Genomic DNA, 22,373 nt, shown 5'->3' with positions numbered 1-22,373 from the left:
GATTTCCATGCAGATAATTGTCTTCTTCCTTCGCCCTTGCAGCCGGTAGCCTTCGGCCCTGCGATGCCTTGCGCACGCACGAACACCGGCTGTACCCACAGCATCGGTGCCTGACCCAAAGTGCTCGATAGATGGCGCCAACGTGAAGAAACTTTCGATTGCCCTACTCCTCGCCAGCCTGCTGCCCCTTGCGCTGGCACACGCAGCGCCGGCCAGCATCGCCGTGATCGCCTACGCGGAAAAACCGCTGAAGCTGATCCGCGCCACTGCGCTGTATACCGTCGGCCCCGGCACCCGCCTGCAAGGTGGCGATATTCTGCAAACCGGCGCCGCTGGCATACAGATCGAAGGGCTCGCCGCAGCGACCCTGGCATTGGGGCCCGACACGCGCATCCTCATTGCGACCAACAGCAATGCCGCGCAGATCAACCTGCTCAATGGCTGGTTGAAGCTGCAACCCGTCGCGGGCAACAGCCATGGGAACCTGGCGGTCACCACCGGTGGGCTGGCGTTCAACCTCACCGGCAGCGCCAGCGTGATCCATGTGGGCAAGCACCAGACCGAGATGTTCGTCGAGGACGGCAGCCAAGTGGTCAGCCAGCTCGACAACCGTGGCAAGGCCGACAGCAACGTCACCCTGGGCCATGAAGACTTTGCCCAGCGCGACGGCGACGGGCCACTCAAGCGTGTGCCGCGTCCCGAACAGGCGTTCATCGACGCCTTGCCGCCCCAGTTCCTCGACCCGTTGGTGCCCCTTGGCAAAAAGGCCCCCAAGGCAGCGGAGCCGAAAAAAGAGCGCGACGTCACCTACGACGACATCGCGCCCTGGGTGGTCAGCCCGCTGAACCTCAGCCAGCAGATGCTCGCCAGCCGTTTTGCTCCGCGACTCAACGACCCGGCGTTCCGCCAGGCGGTCAAGGTCAACCGCGGCGGCGTGCTGGAGTGGGAGCTGGAACTGCTGCACCTGGAGCGCCGCAAGAATGCGCACTGATCCTCACCACGCCTGTACCTGAAGGTCCTTATGAAACTGTCGCTCGCGGTCAAATTCAACGTGGTGTTCCTGGCGGTGTTCATCGTCGGTTTTATCGCCACCAGCCTCTCCACGAACTACATGCTGCAGCAGAGCGCGCGCCGGGAAACCCTGGAGACCGCGCGCATGCTGATGCGCTCGGCCTCGGCCGCCAGCACCTACACCGCCGAGCAGATCGTGCCGCTGTTGGAGAACCGCTTGAAGTTCCAGTTCCTGCCGCAGTCGGTGCCGGACTTCGCCGCCATTTCGCACCTGCAGGAGCTGCTCAAGTCCTATCCGGACTATGCCTACAAGGAAGCCACCCTCAACCCCACCAACCCACGCGACCTGGCCAATGACTGGGAGAAAAGCCTGATCAACAACCTGCGCAGCCAGCCGCAGGCAGACGAGTTGGTCGGCGAGCGTAGCGACGAAAAAGGCGCCGCGCTGTACATCGCGCGGCCGATCCAGATCAAGGACGGGGCTTGCCTGGCGTGCCACAGCACACCCGAAGCGGCACCCAAAACCATGGTCGACATCTACGGCGCGAGCAACGGCTTTGGCTGGAAGCTCAACGACACCATCGGCGCGCAACTGGTCACCGTGCCACTGGACCTGCCGCTGCAACGGGCCAGGAGCCTGCTGCACAGCTACATGCTGTCGATGCTGGGGATTTTTGCCGTGCTGTTCGTAGCCTTGAACGTGGCGGTGCACCTGTTTGTCACCCGTCGCCTGCGGCAGATGTCGGCGCTGGCCGACCGGGTCAGCCTGGGTGAAACCGACGTGCCACCGATGGACGTCAGCGGCAGCGACGAGCTGGCGCGCCTGGGCCAGTCGTTTGGCCGCATGCGCACCAGCCTGGTCAGTGCCATGAAGATGCTTGAGGAATAGGTTCGCGATCATGCTTGAACAACTTGGCAAGTACCGCATCGACAGCGTACTCGGCAAAGGCGCCATGGGTACGGTGTACAAGGCGTTCGACCCGAACATCGCACGTACAGTGGCGCTCAAGACCATCCGCAAGGAGCTGTTCGGCGACAGCCAGCACGCCGAGCTGGTCAGCCGTTTCAAGAATGAGGCCCAGGCAGCCGGACGCCTGATGCACCCCAATATCGTCGGCGTGTACGACTACGGCGAGGATGAAGGCTCGGCCTACATCGCCATGGAGTTTGTCGAGGGCACGCCGCTCAACACCTTGCTCGCCGCACAGACGCCCCGGGACCTGAGCCACAGCCTCGGCTGGATGCGCCAACTGTTGTCGGCCCTGGAATACGCCCATTCCAAAGGTGTGGTGCACCGCGACATCAAGCCGGCCAACCTGCTGATCACCGCCGACGGCAAGGTCAAGGTCACCGACTTCGGCGTCGCTCGCCTGGACTCTTCGACCCTCACCCAAACCGGTTCGATGATCGGCACGCCCAGCTACATGTCGCCCGAGCAGTTCTGCGGCGAGTTGATCGACGGCCGCTCCGATGTATTTTCCGCCGGCATCGTGCTGTACCAATTGCTCACGGGCGAGCGGCCGTTCTCGGGCTCCGCCACCATGGTCATGCAGCAGATCCTCAACCAGACACCCGTGGCACCGTCGAGCCTCAACCTGGCGCTGGACCCGGCGCTGGATGCCGTCATCGTGCGCGCCCTGGCCAAACGCCCGGCCGAGCGCTACCCCTCGGCCCAGGCGTTTCTCGACGATCTGGAAGCCCTGTTGGGCACGGCGACCGGCACCTGGACCAACGCCGAAATCGACGATGACCGCACCGTCTTGATCCGCCCCAACCAGCCCTTGAGCAGTGGGGTAACGCCGCTGCCAACCGGCACGGCGGCGCTCACCGAAGCGGTGGAAACCCTGACGCCCTGGAAGCTTGCGGTGATGCCGGAACTGGAATCGCTGCTGTCCCATCAGATCGGGCCGCTGGCACGTTTTCTGGTGCGCAAGAGCCTCAACGGTGCAGATGACTTCGACGCCATCTGCGCAGCACTGCTGCCCCACATCCCTTCCGAGCGTGGCCGGGAACAGTTCGCCAGTGCCAGCCAGTCGCTGTTCCTGCGCCTGAACCCGCCGACCGCGCCTGTGGAACCGCCCCGTGAGCCCACGGCGATCGAGCCGCCCACTGAAGTCACCCGCACCACTGAAACAGTGCCCGCGCCCCTTGACCCGGCCTTTTCGCAGATGGCCGAAAAGCGCCTGGCTGTGTTGATCGGCCCCATCGCGCGCATTGTGGTCAGCCGGGCTGCACGGGCCACCTCCTTGCGCCAACCGTTCCTGCAGCTGTTGGCCGAGCACATCGAGAGCGAGGCCCAGCGCCTGGCATTCCTCACCAGCTTCGAGTCTCTCCCATGACCGATTCCCCACTCAGCGCCTGCGGGCCCCATCAACTGGCCGCTGCGGTTGCCTATGGGGTCAGTGATGTCGGTTCGGTGCGCCAGAGTAACGAAGACAATTTTCTGGTGGAGCCGGCCCTGGGCCTGCTCGCCGTGGCCGATGGCATGGGTGGCCATGAGGCCGGCGCCCTGGCCAGCGCCGAAGCCTTGGTCAGCCTGCGCGAGGCCCTCAAGGTTCACAGCATCCACCCGCCCCACGACGGCCTCGACCCCGACGCCACCTGGTCCGACCCGCAGATGCAAGCCGCCAGCCTGCTGCATAACGCCATCGACCAGGTGAACCAGTGCGTTTACCAGCAGAACGTGGCCCGCCACATGAGCGAAGGCAGCGGCATGGGCACCACCCTTACTGGCGTGTGGCGCCCGCAATCAAACGGGCCGTTGCTGGTGTTCCATGTGGGCGACAGCCGCCTGTACCGCTACCGCGAGGGCGAACTGAGCCTGCTGACTCGCGACCAGACCTGGTACCAGCAAGCCCTCGAAGCCGGCAAGGTCGACCGGCTGCCCGCGCGCAACCTGTTGCTGCAAGCCATCGGCCCCGGCCCCCGGGTCGAACCGCAGGTACGTGTTCACCCGGTTCAGCCCGGCGACCTGTTGATGCTGTGCAGTGACGGCCTGCACGGCTGCGTGCCACACCAGGAAATGCTCCAGGTGCTCGCGGTCGCCCAACGCGACACGCTGGAAACGGCGTGCCGACGTCTGGTCAACCTCACCCGCGAGTACGCCGGGCGCGATAACGTCACGGTATTGCTGGCGTGGTTCGACCGATGAGTTGCCTCACGGCAATTTGAACGCATCGTCCACCGGCACGCGGTAGCCGGTGGCCAGACGGTTGGTTTCGTTGGCCATGCCAACCACTGCCTGCAACTCGCCAAACATCTCATCCGTCATGCCGGCCTTACGCGCAGCAGCCGTGTGGGACGCAATGCAGTACGGGCAGTTGTTGGTCACACTCACGGCCACGTAGAGCAGCTCCTTGGTCAGCGGATCGAGTGCGCCCGGCGCCATGATCTCCTTGAGGCTTTCCCAGGTGCGGCGCAGGGTCGGCGGGTGCGCGGCCAGGCATTTCCAGAAGTTGTTCACCTGCTCGACCTTGCGCGTTTGCATGATGTCGTCGTAGACCGCGCGCACTTCGGGGCTGGCATCGGCGTATTCGGTGAGGTGTTGGGTCATGGCATATCCAGGGTGAAGGGAGAGCGTTCTGGAATACCGCGCAGCAGCGGTGGCTGGCAAGTGAAGCCGGCAAATCCCGGGTGACAATGTGGATGAGCGGTCGTGTGGATGTTCAGAGATAGCACTGACCATTCGTGATTTGCGGTAAAGAGTCCTTTTCGGGTTCGGCGGTTTTTCCGAAGGAACGACGAGCGGATACTCGACTCCATTGTTCACACCCCCTTCAGGAGTTACCGATGTCTATCCCTAAGCACGCTGTTCCCGCCTTTGGCCTTGGTACCTTTCGCCTGCAAGGCCAGGTGGTCATCGATTCGGTGAGCACCGGCCTGGAACTGGGTTACCGCGTCATCGACACCGCGCAGATCTATGAAAACGAAGCCGACGTCGGTCAGGCCATCGCCAACAGCGGAATCCCGCGCGACGAACTGTTCATCACCAGCAAGATCTGGATCGCCAACTTCGCCGAAGGCCAGTTGATCCCGAGCCTCAAGGAAAGCCTGCGCAAACTGCAGACCGATTACCTGGACCTGACCCTCATCCACTGGCCATCGCCGGAAGACCAGGTGCCCATGGCCGAGTTCATGGGGCAATTGCTGGAAGCCAAGCGCCTGGGCCTCACCCGTGAAATCGGCATCTCCAACTTCACCATCGACCTGATGAAGCAGGCCATCGCCGCCGTGGGTGCCGAGAACATCGCCACCAACCAGGTCGAACTGCACCCCTACCTGCAAAACCAGAAAGTGGTGGACTTCGCGACCGCCAACGGCATCCAGATCACCTCGTACATGACCCTGGCCTATGGCGAAGTGCTGAAAGACCCGGTGATCCAACAGATCGCCGAACGCCATCAAGCCACCCCGGCGCAGGTCACCCTGGCCTGGGCGATGCAGCTGGGTTATGCGGTGATCCCGTCGTCGACCAAACGGGCCAACCTGGAGAGCAACCTCAAGGCCTTGCAACTGACCTTGAGCGCTGCCGACATGGCGCAGATCGCCAGCCTGGAACGTGGCCATCGCCTGACCAGCCCCAAGGGCATCGCGCCGAAGTGGGACTAGACCCTGGCCACTGGCTGGCGGGATAACTCCCGCAGCCACGGCAACACCCGCAGGCCTGTATTGGCCTGCGGCGGGTCGATGATATCCATGAAGTGTTCGAGGTTGACGTTGTCCGGCACGCCGGGTAGCCGCACGAGTACAGCCGGCGTTGCGCCGGCCGGTGCCGCCAGGTCGAGGTGATCGTAGACCAGCACATGGCGGACCTGGGGTTGCGGCCCGCACGTGTGGGCGGCGAGCCCCGCGTTGATGATGAGCACATCAAAGGGCTCGGCAGGGATGGCAGTCAGAATCTGGACTTCCTCGAACGTTTGCACCGGGACGATCCGGTGATACCCCAACTGGTTGAGCATTTTCTCGATGTACAACCGTTGCAGATGCTGTTCATCGGCAATCAGGATGGTCAGTGCTTTGTTCGGCATGGCAAACCCCTGGGCAGGCAGTGCTCGTCAGTGAGCGGGGCCCATTTTCCAGACATATTCCGCAGACAAAATCAGGCTTGTTCCCCCTTCATGTAGGAGTTCTCCCAAACCCTCCGAATGGCCGTCAACTGTAGTCATGCCTGATTGCAATAACGGCTCAGGCCATGGTGCAAATCGTCGAGAACCTCCATCCCCGCCTCGACGACCGGGCCCAGGGTTTGCCGATCCCGCTGTTCGCACACGGCCTCCAAGGCTTCACAACAGGCAATCAATGCCTGGGCCTTGACCATCCGCGCGCCGCCCTTGATACGGTGGGCAAGGTCGTGCAGTTTTACAAACTCGGGCTCATGTCGCAGGGAGGCGAGCAACGTGCGGTCAGCTTTGAGGCTGTCGAGCAGTGGTTGGAGTAACTCGTTGAGGGCGCCAGGGGCGTCGTTGGTCAGCGCGATCAATGCACTCAAATCAAACTTTGCTCCAGGCTCGACCACATCCCCGGCCGTGGTTGCAGCCAATGCCGAGCGCAAATCATCCAGTCCTGTGGGTTTGAACAGGCATCCGTCCATACCCGCCTGGCGACAGCGTTCAGCTTCTTCAGGCAGCGCATTGGCAGTGAACCCCAGCAACAGGCATGGCACCCGCCTCTTGTCACGCTCTTGGGCGCGAATCTCCTGGGCAAGTTGGTAACCGTTCTTGAGCGGCATATTGCAATCGGTGATCACGCAGTCAAAGTGGCCCGCCTGCCAGAGTGCCAGCCCTTGGACGCCCTCTTCTGCCGACGTAATACGATGCCCCAGGAAACTCAATTGCCGTGTCAGCAGCAACCGATTGGCCGGATAGTCATCCACCACCAGAATGCTCAATACACGCGCAGGCGCAAGGTGCGGCATGGGCACTGCCAACGGCGCGGGCGAGGTCGTCGTGAGGGCCAGTGTCAACGTCACATCAATGCGCGTGCCCTGCCCCAGCACACTGCTCAGGTGCAGCTGCCCCCCCATCATTTCGCACAAGCTGCGGCTGATCACCAACCCGAGGCCTGAACCGCTGCGAACTGACTGTTCGTTGTTGCTGCCCTGGCTAAACGGGTTGAACAACCGCAGTTGATCTTGCGCGCTGATGCCAATGCCCGTGTCCTGCACCCACAGCCGGAGCATCAACTGCTCTCCCAGCAGTGTCCCGTGGGCCCCCAGTACCACCTGGCCGTTGGCGGTGAACTTGATGGCATTGCTCAGCAAGTTGGATACGACCTGCTGGAATCGCAGCGGATCGACCAGCACTGCACGCTCAATCAGCGGGTCCAGGTCCACTTGCAATACCAGGCCCTTGGCCCGTGCGAGGCCCTCGAACACCCGCGCCACCGAGGCGAGCCGCTCGTGGAGGTTGGTGGGTTCAAGGGTCAGGGAAAGATGATCGGACTCAATCCGTGCAATATCAAGAATATCGCCGATCAACTCCAGCATGCCGCGCGAGGCCACCGAAGCGACCTCCAGTGCATCCCGGTCTGCCCGACCTTGCTCGGCGTTTTTCAGGGCAAGCTCGATCATGCCGATCACCGCGTTCATCGGCGTGCGTATCTCGTGGCTCATGGTCGCCAGAAAGGTGGTCTTGGCGCGGTTGGCCGCATCGGCATCTTCCTTGGCCTCCTGGACCTGACGCAACAGTCGCTGGCGTTCACTCACATCCACCCAGCCAGCAATCATGCCGACCACGTTATCGTCGCCATCACGGTACGGCAGCATCCATTGATAGATGGTCAGCGCCTCACCATTGGGCAACTTGAGTATCCGGTCGTGGATCTGCGGTTCGCCCATCGCCATCAGCCGCAAGTAGTCCTCATGGAACGACCGGGCCTGCGGCGGGTTGCCAGTGTCGGTTTCCACCACGGTCTTGCCGATCACGTGTTCAAGCTTGAAACCAAACACATCGAGATAGGCGTTATTGCACGCCATTAACCGTCCCTGGCGGTCTCGCACGTAAATCGGATGGGGCGTGCCATCGATCAAGACGCTCATGAAGCGCATCTGATCGCTCAAGGCGCGCTCGGCCTGCACACGCTTGCGGATCAGCGTGCGCAGGTAAATCGCCCAACCCAGGGTCAGCAACAGCAACAACGTGGCCAGGCCAAAACCTTGCAGGATCACGTCACGATGGCGCAGCCAGTAACTCTCTTCGACGATGACTTCGGTGCGCCACTGGTTGGTCAGTTCATCCAGTTCCTCTGGAGGGATACTCAACAGCGCCTTGTCGAGGATCGAATACAGTTCCAACTGGCTTCGGTTGACGCCAAATGTGACGCGACCTGGCTCTGGGCCAACGGTACTGGTGATACGCAGGCGATCACGGTAGTTGCGCGCAATCATGTAGCGCGCGCTGATCAGCAACAACACCGTTGCGTCGGCTTCCCCATTGGCGACCAGCGCCATGGCCTGCTCCGGGCTCTGTGTGTCGAGAAACGTGATGGTGGGATAGTCCCGGGCTATTTGCGCCCCCAGGCTGTTGCCGCCGATGAACGCCAGACGCTTTCCCGACATGTCCTCCAGCGTAACCGTGCGCTTGTCGTCGTTGCGCACCACCAGGACGTAGGGGTTGGAGACATAGGGTCGCGTGAAGCGGACCTTTTCAGACCGTTCGACGCTGGGGGTGACGACCGCGAGCATATCTGCACGCCCCGCGTTGACGTCCTCGATCTGCTGCGGCAGTGAACTGCCCGGCACCACGTCGAACTTCAAGCCAGTACGCAAACTGATCCGCGACAACACCTCGGCGCTCAGCCCTTCAAATTGCCCTTGTTCGTTGAAAAAAGACAGCGGGACGAATGGGTCGAGAACCGCCACTTTGATCCTCGGGTATTTTTCCAGCCAGCGCTGCTCACTGACACTCAAACGCAGCCGATCGGCCTCCAGATAACCGCCTCCGGCACTCCAGCGTCGCAGGATTTCCATTTGCTGGTTGACGGGAACCGCCGCCAATGCGGTGTTGATGATATTCAGCAGCCGCGTATTGTCCTTGGCGAAGGCAAACCCGAAGGGGTTGACCTCCAGGGCGGAGAAGTCCGCCATGCGTACGTTGTTGAGGTGATTTTTGTTGATCAGATAGCGGCTGCTGATGGCATCGCCCAGGTACACGTCAGCCTGGCCGAACGCCACGGCGCCGATCGCTTCGAAGGCCGATGCAAACAACTGCAGATGAGCCTTGGGGTAGAACGCCTGGACGGCATCGGGCTGCATGTAGTGATACAGCATCGCCACGCGCTTACCGGCGAGGTCGGCACTCAACGCCTGGCTGGCACTGGAGCGGGTGGTCAACGTCGGTTGATCATTGGCATAGGTGCGAGACAGCACCAACTGCGGGTCGGCTGCTTCGTACCCATTGGCTGAACCGAGAAAGTCCACGGCCCCTACCTTGAGCGCTTCGATCACTTCGTCGCGAGTGTCGTAGCGACGAACTTCGATCGTGACGTTCAATGCCTGGCCGATCAGCGCCGCGTAGTCGGCGGTGATACCCTCGAGTTCGTCATTGTTATTGGTCAGGTCAAAGGGCGCGTAATCGGGCGCGGAAACCCCCATCAACAAGGTCCGCCGCTGCCGCAGCCAGCGCCCGTCGGCTTCGTCCAGCGGCACGGAAATGCCGTCAAAATCCGAGTGCCCCAGCAAGTGCAGGTGTCGCGGCTCGTCCAGTGCGGTCGCCGCCACGGGCAGTAATCCCGCCCACAGGATCACCGCCCCCCTGAGCAGCCAGTGGATAGTCATTTCAGGTCAGATCAGATGATTGCGCTGAGCAAACTTGGACAAGTGCACGATCGAGGACATGCGCAGCTTTTCCTTGAGCCGAGTCTTATAGGTGCTGATGGTCTTGTGACTCAGCAACATATCCTCGGCAATTTCTTTGTTGCCAAGGCCCAGTGCCAACTTCTGCAACACGGTCAATTCGCGATCCGACAGTGCGTCCACTAATTGCTGCTCGGTGGACTGCAAATCGTCGCGGTGGACCGAGCTGGTCGGCAGGCTGGGGAAACAGCTATAACCGGACATCACGGCTCTGATGGCTTTTTGCAGCTCATCCAGTTCACCGGTCTTGGCGACAAACCCCATGGCGCCCGCGCGCATGCACCGGGTCGAAAAGAACACCGCCAGATAGGACGTCAGCACCAGGATTTTACAAGGGAGGCCCAGGGCCCTGATGCGGCTGATTACTTCCAGACCGCCCAGCTTGGGCATGGCCAGGTCCAGGATAATCAGGGCCGGACGCTCCTCACGAGCGATCTGCATGGCATCGGCGCCATTTCCCGCTTCATAGAGGGTATCGAAGCCTTCTTGCTTGAGCAGATAGCGGACGGTGGCACGGATAAACGGATGATCATCCACAATTAACGCTTTGTTCATAGGGCTCCCCTGGGAGGATCGGAACACTTACATTTCAAGCGGGCCCCATCTACCTGTGAAAAGTAACAGTTCCGACCAACGGCACTGATTACCCTGCGCGGCAACTCCGGCAACGGGGCCCCTCTAATTGAAAAACACGACAATCACGTAAAGCCGCACCTTGATTCCTGGGTAGGAACAAGCGCGCAACCTTAACAACGCCGCGTCCCCTTGAATGAAGGGATAGTCTCGAATGCATGTAGGACTTTTCCTCGCATAAGCATAGGCAACATTGCGCCAGGTAAAACTGGCGCCAGGGGACTAGTCGGTGGTACTCGGGCTCCAGAAGGCCTGCACCACCAGGGTCGAGGTGGAGATTCGTGCCACCAGCGCATCCAGTTCATCACCGTCCACGGACGTAACCGCCAAGGTTGCCTCGATCTCCACTTCTTCAGTGCCAAACGGGCGAACGTCGACATCACTGGCCGGGTAGTTGCACCGCGCCAACTCAGCCTCCAGCAACGCCAGGACAGCCTTCTGCTGAGTGCGTCGCGCAATGACATAAAGAATGTTGGTGACCTCTGCCGACACCACATCCAACGGCTGACGGTTGATGTTATTGACGATCGGACGCAGCAGCGTATTGGCTGCCAGCACGAACAATGTGCCCAGCAGTGCTTCGAGAATCAGGTCGGCCCCCGCGCACGCCCCCACTGCCGCCGACGCCCAGAGGGTTGCGGCCGTATTGAGCCCGCGCACATTGCCCTCTTCACGCATGATCACGCCGGCACCGAGAAAACCGATGCCCGACACCACATACGCCACGACGCGTACCGCACCTTCCGCACCACCGAGCCGGTTGGCCATGTCGACAAAAATCGCCGCGCCCACCGCTACCAGCACGTTGGTACGCAACCCCGCCGTGCGCTGGCGATACTGACGTTCGAAACCGATCAAGCCACCGAGGATAAACGCCGCGGTGAGGCTCACCAGGGTATCGACCAGGGAATTGAGGTTGATGTTGTTGATTGCTTGCATGGAATGTTGCTCCTGACGACGGACTGTCCTTATGAACACGGTCCTTGCCTGCCAGTCTGACTGGCCATTGTGAAAATCCATCCAGCCAGGTACGACCGGCCGCACCATGCCCGATAAACAGGCAAGGTCAGCTCGGCCCGCCCACCGTAAAGGCAGGCGTGTCCGTCGCATCCCGATTGGCATCAGGTGCGGGTCAGCGTCAATTGAGAGGGATCTGAGCAGGTGCCAGGACTGACCACTGCCGGGATACCGCATCTCGCTATTTCAGGCGAGACAACGGCATCGGAAGAATGCGCGTTACCTTGCCAAGTTGGTGCCGGTTACCGAAACCGGCCGACGACTGTCACTCGAACAAGTACCCACTGAGGGTCTCCGCTATTGATAAAAACGCCCGCAGCTTACGCTCCGAAGATGGGTGAGTAAACCGTAGGAAAATGTACCGCCACTGAATAAAGCCCATTCTTCAGGGCTGGTTCAGGAAAATTATCTGACCCAATCCCTGTAGGAGCTGGCTTGCCAGCGATTGCGGCGTATCAGCCAATCATTTCATGGCAGACACTCCGCAATCGCCGGTAAGCCGGCTCCTACAAGGGCGGTGTATAACCCGGTCGATCGCGCTCGACTCGCGCCAGGTAATCATCAACCTGGCCACCGGCCAACGCCTTGACCTGAATGGACACCGTATTCACCTGCCGCCCCATGGTGATTCCTTCCCGCGTGCGCACCTGCACATAGCCCAGTTTGGGCCAGAAGCGTTCGGCCCTGGTGTTGCCGATGACCACCGTCAACCGCAGCCATTGGGCCCCCTTTCGGGCAGCCCACGCCTCAAGGTCTGCATGCAACCGCTGCGCAAGCCCGGTGCCATGCAAGGGTGTGTCCACCAGCAACAGGCCAATATGCCAGACGCCCATCGCCAACAAATCCGCTGCGATGTTTACCACCGCAACCAGTTGATCCTGTGCATCGCGATAACCCAACCAGTACATCCGGCTGCATGACCACCCAGCGGGCAATTGACCCTGCAACTCTTCATGCGCCTCCGTCGGGGTGGCCGGCTCACCGTTGACGGCGATGAAGTAATCCGGCGCACGCTCGAAAAATTGCTACAGCTCGGCTACATCACTACCGCCCAACTCAACCACCCGGATGCCCGCAACGGAACATCCCGGCAATACCTGTGAATCAACGTCCATGTTTGCTCGTCCTCAATCGTCCCGTGTCAGCACTTCGAGCAATTCGATCTCAAAACGCAGATTGCTGTTGGGCTTGATATGCGCGCCCATCGAACGCTCGCCGTAGGCCAAGTGCGCCGGCACAAACAAGGTGCGCACACCGCCGACCTGCATGCCCATCAAACCCTGGTCCCAGCCCTTGATCACCCGCCCGGTGCCGATCACACACTGGAACGGCTTACCGCGCTCCCATGACGAATCGAACACCGTGCCATCTTCCAGGGTGCCGGTGTATTGCGTGGTGATCAGCGCGCCCTTGACCACAGCTTTGCCGGTGCCGGGGCGGATGTCGGTGATTTGGAGTTCGTCGGTGCTCATGAGGTGCTCGCTGGAAGTGCAAAGGGTGGGGTTTTCCCAGAACTGGGTGGGTTTGGCAAGTCCCGGGGCCAGATCACTGCATGACAACCAAAGCTGGGATCAGCTACTCCGTTCGCCGGTTGCGCTGCACCTACAAAAAAATACGACTTCCCGTCGTTAGAAACTTCAACCCGCTGATGTTGACCCGCAATGCCTGCGCTCATCCTATAAATAAACCAGCAACACCGAATAAAGGAAATGTGAATGACCATCGGCTCCAACTTTAATTATCCGGCTGACGTAGCCCAACAACATTTTCGAAAAAAGCGCTCTACTCAAAATAAATGGAGGGCCAGATTCCCTAATCCTCCCGATTTGTGTTTTGACTATCGCACTTTGGTAGAACAAGTAAACGGCATCGCACAGGCGACGAACGCCAACCATAAGATCTGCATTATCGGCGCTGGCATAACAGGCCTAACAGCTGCACGGGAACTCTATAGATGCGGATTCACCAACATCACGCTATTTGAAAAGTCGAAAAGACTCGGCGGCAGGCACTTCACCACCCTCGGGAATAACAACACTCCTACAGTTGGCAGGCCACCGTTTGAAATGGGAGCGATGAGAATGCCGTTTTTCAACACATCCAATGAGCCGCCGAAAAATGGTCGATCTCTCATGGCCTATTACGCCAATGAATTCGAACTGCATCATTCAGACTTCCCAAACCCAGGTAGCCCTGCGGTCCGCTCTACGGGGATATACCTTAGAGAGGGCAGCATCGACGGCAGCGGCGAGCCCACCATGCTCATATGGAAAAACACCGACGGAAACACAGCGCCTCCCGGCGAAACACTGGGTAAGGTTTTCGCAAAATGGAAATCTTTTGCCGAGCGCATGACGCTCACCATCGCCGAACACTATGGTGCCGACCATTGGGAACAGTTATGGGATTCGATAGTAAGAAAGTATGAAGGTATTTCCTTTCGTGATTTGGTAAAGATGCCACCCATTGATAGTTGGCTAAAAAATGACCCAGGCAATTTTGGTGGCATGGGAATGACGGCACAGGAATCAGCTATTTTCTATTCCATCGGAATTGGCGATGGCAGTTGGGGCGCATTTTATGATGTCTGCTCACTTTATCCACTGCGCACAGCGATATTCGGATTCAGCAGCCATCTGCAATTGATCCACGGCCGCATGAATGCAGACGGTATGATTCTGGACGCTCCCTACTTAAACGCCAAAGAAACGCTAGACTCTAGAGGGCTAAAATTTAACAAACCAAACTATATTGGGCTTGGTTCGCTGGCGGAGTCTCTTCTTTTCATAAAACCGAAAGAAGCCCCTGAGTCCTTATACGAACATTTAATCAAAAGTGATTCGGGGCTCATGACCAATAGCGCTGTGACAAAACTAAAAAGGCTCGACAACGGAAAAATAAGAGTTGAATACAACTGGAATAACGAGTCAAACATATCGAAAAACCTTCAACATATAGAGTGTGACTCTGTCGTAATGACACTCCCCTCCTGGCTGATCGAGACACAGATATCAATCGAAAATTTCAACAGCGACTTGCTCCCTTTTGAAATAATAGAGGCTTATAAATCCGCCCACTGGGAAACCAGTTGCAAAGTCTACGCCCCGCTTAAGAAATCTTTTCTATCACGCAACAAAAACATACCGCAAGCCATCGTAACAGACACCCTGATACACGACGTGTACACCTACCGCTACAATAGCAACAACACCTATGACTGCATCCTTCTCAGCTACACATGGGAAGATGACGCTACCAAACTCTCATTTTTCAATGACCAAGAGCTCATCGAAAAGTGCATAATCGAGCTTGATAGAATCCTCTTAAAATCCATAAACATAAATGAAAAAATCTCTCCCTACATAGGTCATAAACAAGCAATTGTTCAACGCTGGATGAATGATAAAAACGCTCTAGGCTGTGCAAAACTTTACCGCGCAGGCACATACTACAATGCGGTGAGCTTGATGAAATACAACAGAGACTTCTCTCATACCTCGGGACTTTATCTCTGTGGCGAGTCGTTTTCGGTGGACGCGGGCTGGACTGAACCTTGCTTCAGAGGTGCCATTGACGCCGTAATACACATCTGTAACAAAACCCACGCAACGTTCAATGGTGGTTTCACCCTGCAGGACTACCCTGAGTATAAAGTCGAACCGTAAAAGAAATAGACCACAACACGACAGGAACCATCCGACTTTCCATTAAACGCTTTGCCGCCTCTTATAAACGTCCAGCCACTCTCCGGCTGCATAACAATAAGAGGTCGCCTTCATGAGTGAATCAGTAAGCCCCGCACGCGTAGCGGTCATCCAACTTGATCCCCAAGTCGGCATGGAAAATCGAGAAAATAACCTGCGCCAAAGCCTTGCACTTGCGACCGAAGCAGCACATGGCGGCGCCAAGCTGATCGTGTTGCCCGAACTGTCCAATTGCGGTTATTTCTTCAGCAGTCGACAGGACGCCTTTGATCATGCGGAGACCGTACCGGACGGAACAAGCGTAAGGGCATGGATTGACTTTGCCAGTACGCACCAGGTGTATCTGGTAGCGGGTCTGAGCGAAATAGACGGTATGCAGTTGTTTAACACGGCTGTACTGCTCGGCCCGGATGGGTTTATCGGTAAATACCGCAAAGCGCACTTATGGAACTTGGAGAAGCTTTGGTTCACTCCTGGTGACACCGGTTTTCCGGTGTTTGAAACACCCATCGGCCGCATCGGGTTACTGATTTGCTGGGACATCTGGTTCCCGGAGGTACCGCGCATTCTGAGCCAGCAAGGCGCAGATATCATCTGTAGCTTGAATAATTGGGTGTGGACCCCACCGCCTCTATTCGATGAAGCGGGTAAATGCATGGCGTCCTACCTGACGATGACTGCAGCCCATGTGAATAACGTGTTTATCGCCGCCGCCAGCCGCATCGGCGAAGAGCGAGATGCCCGTTACCTGGGATGTTCGTTGATAGCCGGAACCAATGGTTGGCAGATCGGAGCAGTGGCTTCAGCCAATCGACAAGAAATACTGTTCGCCGACATCGACATCACCAGCTCCCGCAGCGCACCTATCTGGAACAGTCTCAACGACCTGCAACGAGACCGACGCCACGATATCTACGATCAAATGCTCGGATACTCCCTCCACCCCGCTCTGCCGCGCTGACGGAGGGGGACAACATGGAAACGCTCATTACCAATACGAAACGACGTCTTTCGGGAACAGATATCACCGTTATTGTGCTGGGACTGATCAGCACACTGATGGCGCTCTGGGTGGTACTCCATCATGAGGGTTCCTGGCCAGGCTATACAGAAATGGTGGCAGATCTGTCACAACCGACAGCCTGGCTGCGTTGGGTACTCGGGGACATCAGTGAGGTCGCCTTCTACAAACATGAACTTGCCTCGGTCGGCTTGTTAGGGGGGGCCTATCTGGCCTGGTGGGCCAGCAAGCACGGGAGAGCCTGGCAAGGGTTTTCGATTGCCTACGGTACCGGCCTCTGGCCCTGGCTGGTGACCAGTTCACTGCTAGGGCTAGTGCTCAGCAATCTATTCTGGGGCTGGAGCGTCACCGAACAGACGTGGCAACCCACATTCGCAGCCTTCGTCTCTTTACCGGCCGCCATGGTGCTGATGTTTGGCGGGGGCTGGAAAGTTACGCTCAATGGTGCGGTGTTGGGGGCATTGCTGGTGACGCCGATGTGCTTGTTGCTCGTGAATTTCGTGTGCACTCCGTTGGGCTTACCCGTCGTCATCGGTAATGTGACAGGTATGGCCATCAGCAGCGTTATCGCATTCGTGCTATGTCGTCGAGTACCCTCGATAGTGCGCTCCGACTATCTCCCTCCAGTCAAACCAATACCTGCCAAGACGCCGACCTATGGCGTGATATGGAGCCTGCGTCGGGTACTGGCAGACTTTTCCGAGGCGCCATTTTTCGGGAACGAGCTAGCCAGTCTCGGACTGCTTGCAGGCGTCCTGCTGGCCTACGCGCTGAACCCCCTCAGCCCTGTATATGGATCGGGATTGGTTTTGCCCCTGCTAGGCGCGCAAGCGCTGACCTCAGCATTGGGTGTCGTGATCTGGCGGCAACAGTGGATTAGACGAGGCTGGTATCCAACCTACGTTCCGCTGGTCTCTGTGGTACCTGCGGCCGTACTGACCCATGGAGGTAGCTGGAGCGTGATTGCCTCCAGTGCACTGCTCGGAGCACTGATCGCCCCACCATTGGCTTGTGCCATTGCGCAGCGCTTGCCTGCGCACGTTCATCCGTATATCGGCAATGTCATCTCGATGGCAATCAGCACGCTGTTGATAGTGCCGCTGGTAGGTGAGTTAATCCAAATGTGAAGGTCTGTCCTACGCTGTGCTCTTTACGCAGCGTAGGAGCAATCAAAGTCGTTGCCCAATCACAACCACCGCCAAAACCGACTCCAGAACCCGCGCCCTAAATCATCCTTGCACCCCGCATATTGGGCCGCGTACATCTGCGAGCGCGCCTGCACCTTGCTTGCCACCGGCGGCAGCCAGGCTTTGCTGGCGTAGGTGCGCTGGCGGTAGCCGCCCCAGCCTTCGTGGTAGTTCAGGTATTGGCCGTAGGCGTCGTACTTGTAGACGCCGTTGATGCTGTAGGTCTTGTCCATGTACCAGCCGACGAAGTCGATGGCATCGTCGAAGTCCTGGCGGCTGGCGCCGGTGCGGCCGGTGCTCTTGCGGTAGTCGTTCCACACTTCATCCTTGGCCTGGGCGTAGCCGGACGCGGTGGAGACGCGGCTCCAGGGGATGATCCACAGCAGGTATTTGCGCGGGGCCTTGGCGTCCTGGTGGAAGCCCGACTCCTGATACATGATCGCGAACGGCACCTGGATCGGCACACCCCAGCGCTTTTGCGTGACTTTGGCGGCGTCGTACCAGTCGTCCTTTTCACGGAAGATGCCGCAGAGGTCGTTGGGTGTGCGTGGCGGCGAGGTGCCGCACGCTGCCAGCATCGAGGTGAGTAGTAAAAGTCCGACGGTTTTGCCTGCGCTCAAGGGGCACCTTTGCGAGATACGCGTAAAAGGCCAGCATTCTGCCACAGGACGGGTAGGAGCCGGCTTGCCGGCGATGGCGGTGTTTCAGTCAGCACGTCGGTGCCTGTTTGATCGCTATCGCCGGCAAGCCGGCTCCTACGGTTAGGGGTTGGGTTTCACCGCGGCGACAACCTCCAGTTCCAGCAGGCCGCCGCTGGGCAGGCCTGCCACGCCTACCGCCGAGCGTGCGTGACGGCCGTGCTCGCCAAACACGTCGATCAACACCTGCGAAGCACCGTCGACGACTTTGGAGAAGTTCTGAAAACCCTCCCCGCCGTACACAAAGCCACGCACGAATAAAATGCGCTCGATGTTCTCCAGGCCCACGGCCTGGTCCAACGCGCTCAGGGCACGCAGTGCGCAGGTTTGCCCGGCGTGCAGCACGGTTTGCGGCGGCGTCTGGTCAGTCACTGGCCCACTGATCACGCCCTCGCCCACCCGGCAAACCTGGCCGCTGACATAGGCCACGCCGGCGTGGATCGTCACGGGTACGTAGTCGCCCTTGGGGCTGGGCGTCTCGGGCAGCGCCATGCCCAAGGCGGTGATTCGCTCGCGCAGGCTCATGCCGGCGCCTCGGCGAATTCCACGTGCCCACCCAGCCAGCAGCCCTGCACCTGCCCCGTCTCATCGCGGCGAAAGCGCAGGGAAATCTGCGACGGCCGGCCCATCGCCCGCCCTTGGCGGATATGCACCGGGCGGTCATCGGCGGTCACCAGGCCGTTCTCCAGCAAGCCAAAAGACAAGGCTGCGGCGGCGATGCCGGTGGCGGCGTCTTCCGGGTAGCCCGAGGATTTGGGGAATTGCCGCGCATCGAACTGGCGACCTTCCAGGTCCGACGGCGCATACGGGTACAAACCGGTGGAGCCGATGCGTTCACACAGTTGCTCCATACGGCGAAAGTCCGGCTTGAGGCTGTCCAGCACCGCCACGCTTTTCAAGGCCACCAGGGTTTTCACGCGGCTGGTGCAAGCATTCTGGATCGGCAACGGCGCCAGCTCGTTGGAAGTGATGCCCAGCACCGAGAGGATTTCGGCCTCCACCAGCGGGTCACTCAAGGCTTCGACCTGGCCCTTGGGCTGGCTGATCTCCACCTGGATCTGCGGCGTCCCCGCATCGGTTACCCGCGCGTCGACGCGCCCGCTCTGGGTCCAGAGTGCCAGGCGGTCCTTGTGCAACATGCCCAGTTGATCCAGCAACCACACTGCGCCGACGGTGGCATGCCCACACATTTCCATCTCATGGTTGGGCACCCAGAAGCGCAGGGCAAAATCAAAATTACTGCCAGCCGGCGCGGCAAACACAAAGCCGCACTCATGCCCGTAATCGCGGGCGACCTGCTGCATATCGGCGTCGCTCATGCCATCGGCCACGGCCACGGTGGGAGCCGGGTTGCCGCCACGGGGGGTGGCGGGAAATACATTGACCAGGTGAACCTCGGGCGTCATATCGCCTCTCCCTTGAGGGTGGAAACAGTCGGCGCCACAGCGTCGACGATGGAATTGGTGTAGACCTGTTGCGCGTCGAGCGACACAGGCTCGTTTTCAACCGCGTTCATGAAGCTGATGTTTTTCTCGACACCGTCTTTTTCGATGCGCGGCGTCGCCGGGTAGGACGGCAACGAGGCGGTCCAGGCGGCATCAAAGATCGCCGCGTCGGTATGGGCGAAGTACGGGCGCACCGACTCACGGGCCTTGGCCGGCTCGGTGGCGATCAGGTGCTCGGCCTTCCACAGGGCGCGCACCAGTTTTTCAGCGGTGGCCTTGTTGGCGGTCAACCAGTCTTCGCGGGCAATCATCGCGGTGAACAGGAAGCCGTCCAGCGGCTTGTATTCACCCTTGGCCAGGTCCATCAGCACAAAGCCGCCTTGCTGCGCGGCAGTGGTGATGGTCGGTGGCGACAGCGAAAAGCCATTGATGCTGCCCTGGGAAAACGCCGCCAGCATGTTCGGCGCGCCGCCGATGGGCATAATGGTGAAGTCTTTGTCGGGGTTCAAACCGGCGTCCTTGGCCAGGTAGCGCACCAGCATATCGGTGGTGCTGCCGGGGCCGGTCACGCCAATCTTCAAGCCCTTGAGCGCCTGGGCGCGGGCCGACACCGGCGAGGTGGCCGACACCCCGGCCTTGTGCGCCGACTCACCGTCGATCACCACGGTACTGCCGAACTGGGTCTGCACGGCGGCGAAGGCCTGCACATTCTGGCCCTTGCTGCGGGCGCGCACCGCCACGGCGGGCAGGCCGACGTAGGCATCGGCGTCGCGGCCGAGCACGGCGGTCAGCGCGGCCGAGCCGCCTTTTTGAAACACGATCACCTCCACATTCAGGCCTTCTTCGGCGAAGTAGCCCTGCTTCTGCGCGACGTAGATCGGCACATACAGGAAGCCTTCGCTGGGGAACGCGAGGGTGACTTTGGTGAGGTCCTGGGCCTGGGCCGCGGGCAGGAAAGCGGCGCACAACAGGCTGGCAAACACGAAACGCTTAAGCATGATCAAGCTCCACGACTAAAGGGGGTTAAACCGCAACTTCACGTTCCGCTTCATTGGCTTTCCAGGGCATGAGCTTGCGCTCGGCCAGCTTCACCGCCGTGTTGAGGATCAGGGCCAGGGCGATGATGCCCACCAGCGCGGCGAACACACCGGCGGTGTCGAACTGCGAGGCGGCATCCGACAGCAAGTAACCCAGGCCACGGTTGGCGGCGATGATCTCGCCCACCAGGGCTCCGATCAGTGCGTAGGGCACCGACAAACGCAGGCCGGTGAACACCCAGGTGAACGCCGACGGAATCACCACCATGGTCAGCAGGTCGCGCTCCTTGGCGCCCATCAGGCGTAGGATCGTCAGTTGCTCACGGGACACGTTGCGCACCCCGCTGTAGGTGTTGAGAAACACCAGGAAGAACACCACGGCGGCGGTCAGGATCACTTTCATCGGCAAGCCGATGCCGAACCACAGGATGAACAACGGCGCCAACGCCACCTTGGGCAGGCTGTAGAACGCGGTGAGAAACGGGTCGAGGATATCCGCCAGCACTTTCGCCCGGCCCAGCACCAGGCCTGCGATCAAGCCCGCGAGGGAGCCGAAGAAAAAGCCCAGTACGGCTTCGAGTGTGGTGATGCCGGCGTGGTAGAAAAACACCCCGTTCAACAGGATTTTCCACAGGCTTTGCGCCACGGCCGAAGGACGGCTGATAAAGAACTCCACGCCAAACCAGCGCGACACGCCTTCCCACAACAGCAGCAAAAACACCAGGAACAACACGCGATAAACCTGGATCATACGACCTCCAGAGAGTGAGCCAATGAAGCGGGATCGGCCGCGCCGGCGACATCTGGCGCAAGGCGTTTCCACAGTTCGGCGCAGAGCGCCACGTAGCGTGGGTCGGAGCGCAGTTGTACGAGGTTGCGTTCGCCCGTCAGGGGGATGTCGAGCACATGGTCGATGGTGCCCGGGCGCCCGGCGAACACCACGCAGCGGTCGGCCAGGGCGATGGCTTCGTCGACGTCGTGGGTCACGAACAGCACGGTCTTGTTCAGCTTGCGACACAGACGCAACAGTTCGGTTTGCAGGGTCAGGCGCATCTGCGCATCGAGGGCACCGAAGGGTTCGTCCATCAGCAGGGTTTCCGGGTCGCTGGCCATCAAGCGCGCCATGGCCGCGCGTTTGCGCATGCCGCCGGAAAGCTGGTTGGGGTAGCTTTCGCCAAAACCGGTGAGGCCCACCAAGGCCATCAACTCTTCAACCCGCGCCTCGATCTGCGCCTTGGGCACGCGGCGAATCTGCAACGGCACCGCGATGTTGCCCGCCACGGTGCGCCACGGCAGCAAGTGGTCGGCCTGGGTCATGTAGCCCACCCGCGTGTTCACGCCTTTGACCTCGGCGCCGTCGTAATGCACCTGGCCTTCGGAGGGCCCGAACAGCCCGGCCGTCATGTTGAGCAACGTGGATTTGCCACAGCCCGACGGGCCGACCAGGGTGATGATTTCACCGCGCTGCACCTGCAGCGACACATTGCGTACAGCCACAAAATGGCGGCCCTCGACCTTGAAGCTTTTTTGCACGCCTGAGAATTGAATAAAGGGTGTTGCGCTCACCGCCCCTCCTCGTCCGGTACGCCGGACTTGTTCGTTGTTGGTGAACAGAGGATGAACGGATGACAGATTTGTGGCGCACGGGATCGGGCCGAATCACGCGCGGGATTGGGCCATCGATTGCTGGAAATCCAACGGCTGGAACCGAATCAACTGTGGGAGCTGGCTTGCCTGCGATAGCGGTGGTGAATGACATACCGCTATCG

General features: G+C 59.8%; 20 protein-coding genes and 1 pseudogene. 8 read left to right on the top strand and 13 right to left on the bottom strand.

Annotated elements, in window-relative coordinates; genetic code table 11:
• Positions 1 to 142 precede the first annotated feature (142 nt).
• Genes AC07OV_RS07860 through AC07OV_RS07845 form a run of 4 tightly spaced genes read left to right on the top strand, consistent with a single transcriptional unit; the run spans position 143 to position 4,162 of the window.
• The gene (locus tag AC07OV_RS07860) at positions 143 to 991 is read left to right on the top strand and encodes a FecR family protein (protein WP_495091962.1); all 849 of its coding nucleotides are present in this window, start codon (positions 143 to 145) and stop codon (positions 989 to 991) included.
• A 30-nt stretch (positions 992 to 1,021) separates the two neighbouring features.
• Complete coding sequence (locus AC07OV_RS07855) at positions 1,022 to 1,900, top strand: c-type heme family protein (protein ID WP_494996713.1); 879 nt, start codon at positions 1,022 to 1,024, stop codon at positions 1,898 to 1,900.
• 10 nt (positions 1,901 to 1,910) lie between these two features.
• On the top strand, positions 1,911 to 3,350 hold the full coding sequence (locus AC07OV_RS07850) for a serine/threonine-protein kinase (protein WP_494996712.1): 1,440 nt from the start codon (positions 1,911 to 1,913) through the stop codon (positions 3,348 to 3,350).
• Positions 3,347 to 4,162 carry a PP2C family protein-serine/threonine phosphatase gene (locus tag AC07OV_RS07845; RefSeq protein ID WP_494996711.1) on the top strand — a complete coding sequence of 272 codons (816 nt, stop codon included), beginning with the start codon at positions 3,347 to 3,349 and terminating at the stop codon, positions 4,160 to 4,162. The genes AC07OV_RS07850 and AC07OV_RS07845 overlap by 4 nt, the downstream gene beginning before the upstream one ends.
• A 6-nt stretch (positions 4,163 to 4,168) precedes the next feature.
• On the opposite strand, the gene AC07OV_RS07840 is transcribed toward AC07OV_RS07845, so the two are convergent.
• Positions 4,169 to 4,564: a carboxymuconolactone decarboxylase family protein gene (locus AC07OV_RS07840; RefSeq protein ID WP_176997582.1), complete on the bottom strand. Its 396-nt coding sequence runs from the start codon at positions 4,562 to 4,564 to the stop codon at positions 4,169 to 4,171.
• Between the two features lie 236 nt (positions 4,565 to 4,800).
• Between AC07OV_RS07840 and dkgB the strand changes: the two genes are divergently transcribed.
• Positions 4,801 to 5,619: a 2,5-didehydrogluconate reductase DkgB gene (gene dkgB / locus AC07OV_RS07835; RefSeq protein ID WP_495091961.1), complete on the top strand. Its 819-nt coding sequence runs from the start codon at positions 4,801 to 4,803 to the stop codon at positions 5,617 to 5,619.
• On the opposite strand, the gene AC07OV_RS07830 is transcribed toward dkgB, so the two are convergent.
• The 6 genes and pseudogenes from AC07OV_RS07830 to AC07OV_RS07805 all read right to left on the bottom strand — a co-directional run bounded on the left by AC07OV_RS07830 (position 5,616) and on the right by AC07OV_RS07805 (position 12,984).
• Positions 5,616 to 6,038: a chemotaxis protein CheY gene (locus AC07OV_RS07830; protein ID WP_494996709.1), complete on the bottom strand. Its 423-nt coding sequence runs from the start codon at positions 6,036 to 6,038 to the stop codon at positions 5,616 to 5,618. The two genes, dkgB and AC07OV_RS07830, sit on opposite strands and share 4 nt — an antisense overlap.
• Before the next feature lie 134 nt (positions 6,039 to 6,172).
• Complete coding sequence (locus tag AC07OV_RS07825) at positions 6,173 to 9,784, bottom strand: transporter substrate-binding domain-containing protein (RefSeq protein ID WP_495091960.1); 3,612 nt, start codon at positions 9,782 to 9,784, stop codon at positions 6,173 to 6,175.
• A 6-nt stretch (positions 9,785 to 9,790) separates the two neighbouring features.
• On the bottom strand, positions 9,791 to 10,417 hold the full coding sequence (locus AC07OV_RS07820; RefSeq protein ID WP_176997578.1) for a response regulator transcription factor: 627 nt from the start codon (positions 10,415 to 10,417) through the stop codon (positions 9,791 to 9,793).
• Positions 10,418 to 10,717: 300 nt separating this feature from the next.
• Positions 10,718 to 11,434, bottom strand: coding sequence for an MgtC/SapB family protein (locus AC07OV_RS07815; protein ID WP_176997577.1), 717 nt, complete (start codon positions 11,432 to 11,434; stop codon positions 10,718 to 10,720).
• Between the two features lie 584 nt (positions 11,435 to 12,018).
• Positions 12,019 to 12,627, bottom strand: a pseudogene (locus AC07OV_RS07810) (GNAT family N-acetyltransferase).
• Positions 12,628 to 12,639: 12 nt separating this feature from the next.
• On the bottom strand, positions 12,640 to 12,984 hold the full coding sequence (locus AC07OV_RS07805; protein ID WP_104993266.1) for an FKBP-type peptidyl-prolyl cis-trans isomerase: 345 nt from the start codon (positions 12,982 to 12,984) through the stop codon (positions 12,640 to 12,642).
• 243 nt (positions 12,985 to 13,227) lie between these two features.
• Here AC07OV_RS07805 and AC07OV_RS07800 point away from each other — a divergent pair, with 243 nt between their 5' ends.
• From AC07OV_RS07800 to AC07OV_RS07790, 3 genes are all read left to right on the top strand, one after another.
• On the top strand, positions 13,228 to 15,177 hold the full coding sequence (locus tag AC07OV_RS07800) for a flavin monoamine oxidase family protein (RefSeq protein ID WP_495091959.1): 1,950 nt from the start codon (positions 13,228 to 13,230) through the stop codon (positions 15,175 to 15,177).
• Between the two features lie 112 nt (positions 15,178 to 15,289).
• Positions 15,290 to 16,177, top strand: coding sequence for a nitrilase family protein (locus AC07OV_RS07795; RefSeq protein WP_495091958.1), 888 nt, complete (start codon positions 15,290 to 15,292; stop codon positions 16,175 to 16,177).
• A 14-nt stretch (positions 16,178 to 16,191) separates the two neighbouring features.
• Positions 16,192 to 17,364, top strand: a complete 1,173-nt coding sequence (locus AC07OV_RS07790; protein WP_495091957.1) for a hypothetical protein — start codon at positions 16,192 to 16,194, stop codon at positions 17,362 to 17,364.
• Positions 17,365 to 17,423: 59 nt separating this feature from the next.
• Here the strand turns inward: AC07OV_RS07790 and AC07OV_RS07785 are convergent, their stop codons facing one another.
• The 6 genes from AC07OV_RS07785 to AC07OV_RS07760 all read right to left on the bottom strand — a co-directional run bounded on the left by AC07OV_RS07785 (position 17,424) and on the right by AC07OV_RS07760 (position 22,170).
• Entirely contained in the window at positions 17,424 to 18,044 is a 621-nt protein-coding gene (locus tag AC07OV_RS07785) for a transglycosylase SLT domain-containing protein (RefSeq protein ID WP_495091956.1), read from the bottom strand.
• Between the two features lie 141 nt (positions 18,045 to 18,185).
• The gene (locus AC07OV_RS07780; RefSeq protein ID WP_495091955.1) at positions 18,186 to 18,647 is read right to left on the bottom strand and encodes a RidA family protein; all 462 of its coding nucleotides are present in this window, start codon (positions 18,645 to 18,647) and stop codon (positions 18,186 to 18,188) included.
• The gene (locus AC07OV_RS07775; RefSeq protein WP_494996702.1) at positions 18,644 to 19,528 is read right to left on the bottom strand and encodes a PhzF family phenazine biosynthesis protein; all 885 of its coding nucleotides are present in this window, start codon (positions 19,526 to 19,528) and stop codon (positions 18,644 to 18,646) included. The genes AC07OV_RS07780 and AC07OV_RS07775 overlap by 4 nt, the downstream gene beginning before the upstream one ends.
• Positions 19,525 to 20,565 carry an ABC transporter substrate-binding protein gene (locus AC07OV_RS07770; RefSeq protein ID WP_495091954.1) on the bottom strand — a complete coding sequence of 347 codons (1,041 nt, stop codon included), beginning with the start codon at positions 20,563 to 20,565 and terminating at the stop codon, positions 19,525 to 19,527. Before AC07OV_RS07770 ends, AC07OV_RS07775 begins: the two co-directional genes overlap by 4 nt.
• 25 nt (positions 20,566 to 20,590) lie before the next feature.
• A complete protein-coding gene (locus tag AC07OV_RS07765) occupies positions 20,591 to 21,355 on the bottom strand; it encodes an ABC transporter permease (RefSeq protein WP_495091953.1) in 765 nt (254 codons plus the stop codon).
• Positions 21,352 to 22,170: an ABC transporter ATP-binding protein gene (locus AC07OV_RS07760; protein ID WP_494996699.1), complete on the bottom strand. Its 819-nt coding sequence runs from the start codon at positions 22,168 to 22,170 to the stop codon at positions 21,352 to 21,354. Before AC07OV_RS07760 ends, AC07OV_RS07765 begins: the two co-directional genes overlap by 4 nt.
• Between the last annotated feature and the right edge of the window lie 203 nt (positions 22,171 to 22,373).

The organism is Pseudomonas sp. GW821-FHT09A09 (genome assembly GCF_059418405.1).
This window is presented reverse-complemented; position numbering and strand designations above follow the sequence as displayed.

Bases quoted from the DNA above. Each gene is read 5' to 3' on its own strand.
- AC07OV_RS07830 (WP_494996709.1), bottom strand. From the start codon at position 6,038: ATGCCGAACAAAGCACTGACCATCCTGATTGCCGATGAACAGCATCTG.
- AC07OV_RS07790 (WP_495091957.1), top strand. From the start codon at position 16,192: ATGGAAACGCTCATTACCAATACGAAACGACGTCTTTCGGGAACAGAT.
- AC07OV_RS07840 (WP_176997582.1), bottom strand. From the start codon at position 4,564: ATGACCCAACACCTCACCGAATACGCCGATGCCAGCCCCGAAGTGCGC.
- AC07OV_RS07770 (WP_495091954.1), bottom strand. From the start codon at position 20,565: ATGCTTAAGCGTTTCGTGTTTGCCAGCCTGTTGTGCGCCGCTTTCCTG.
- AC07OV_RS07780 (WP_495091955.1), bottom strand. From the start codon at position 18,647: ATGAGCCTGCGCGAGCGAATCACCGCCTTGGGCATGGCGCTGCCCGAG.
- AC07OV_RS07800 (WP_495091959.1), top strand. From the start codon at position 13,228: ATGACCATCGGCTCCAACTTTAATTATCCGGCTGACGTAGCCCAACAA.
- AC07OV_RS07815 (WP_176997577.1), bottom strand. From the start codon at position 11,434: ATGCAAGCAATCAACAACATCAACCTCAATTCCCTGGTCGATACCCTG.
- AC07OV_RS07775 (WP_494996702.1), bottom strand. From the start codon at position 19,528: ATGACGCCCGAGGTTCACCTGGTCAATGTATTTCCCGCCACCCCCCGT.
- AC07OV_RS07825 (WP_495091960.1), bottom strand. From the start codon at position 9,784: ATGACTATCCACTGGCTGCTCAGGGGGGCGGTGATCCTGTGGGCGGGA.
- dkgB (WP_495091961.1), top strand. From the start codon at position 4,801: ATGTCTATCCCTAAGCACGCTGTTCCCGCCTTTGGCCTTGGTACCTTT.
- AC07OV_RS07845 (WP_494996711.1), top strand. From the start codon at position 3,347: ATGACCGATTCCCCACTCAGCGCCTGCGGGCCCCATCAACTGGCCGCT.
- AC07OV_RS07805 (WP_104993266.1), bottom strand. From the start codon at position 12,984: ATGAGCACCGACGAACTCCAAATCACCGACATCCGCCCCGGCACCGGC.
- AC07OV_RS07820 (WP_176997578.1), bottom strand. From the start codon at position 10,417: ATGAACAAAGCGTTAATTGTGGATGATCATCCGTTTATCCGTGCCACC.
- AC07OV_RS07855 (WP_494996713.1), top strand. From the start codon at position 1,022: ATGAAACTGTCGCTCGCGGTCAAATTCAACGTGGTGTTCCTGGCGGTG.
- AC07OV_RS07850 (WP_494996712.1), top strand. From the start codon at position 1,911: ATGCTTGAACAACTTGGCAAGTACCGCATCGACAGCGTACTCGGCAAA.
- AC07OV_RS07795 (WP_495091958.1), top strand. From the start codon at position 15,290: ATGAGTGAATCAGTAAGCCCCGCACGCGTAGCGGTCATCCAACTTGAT.
- AC07OV_RS07765 (WP_495091953.1), bottom strand. From the start codon at position 21,355: ATGATCCAGGTTTATCGCGTGTTGTTCCTGGTGTTTTTGCTGCTGTTG.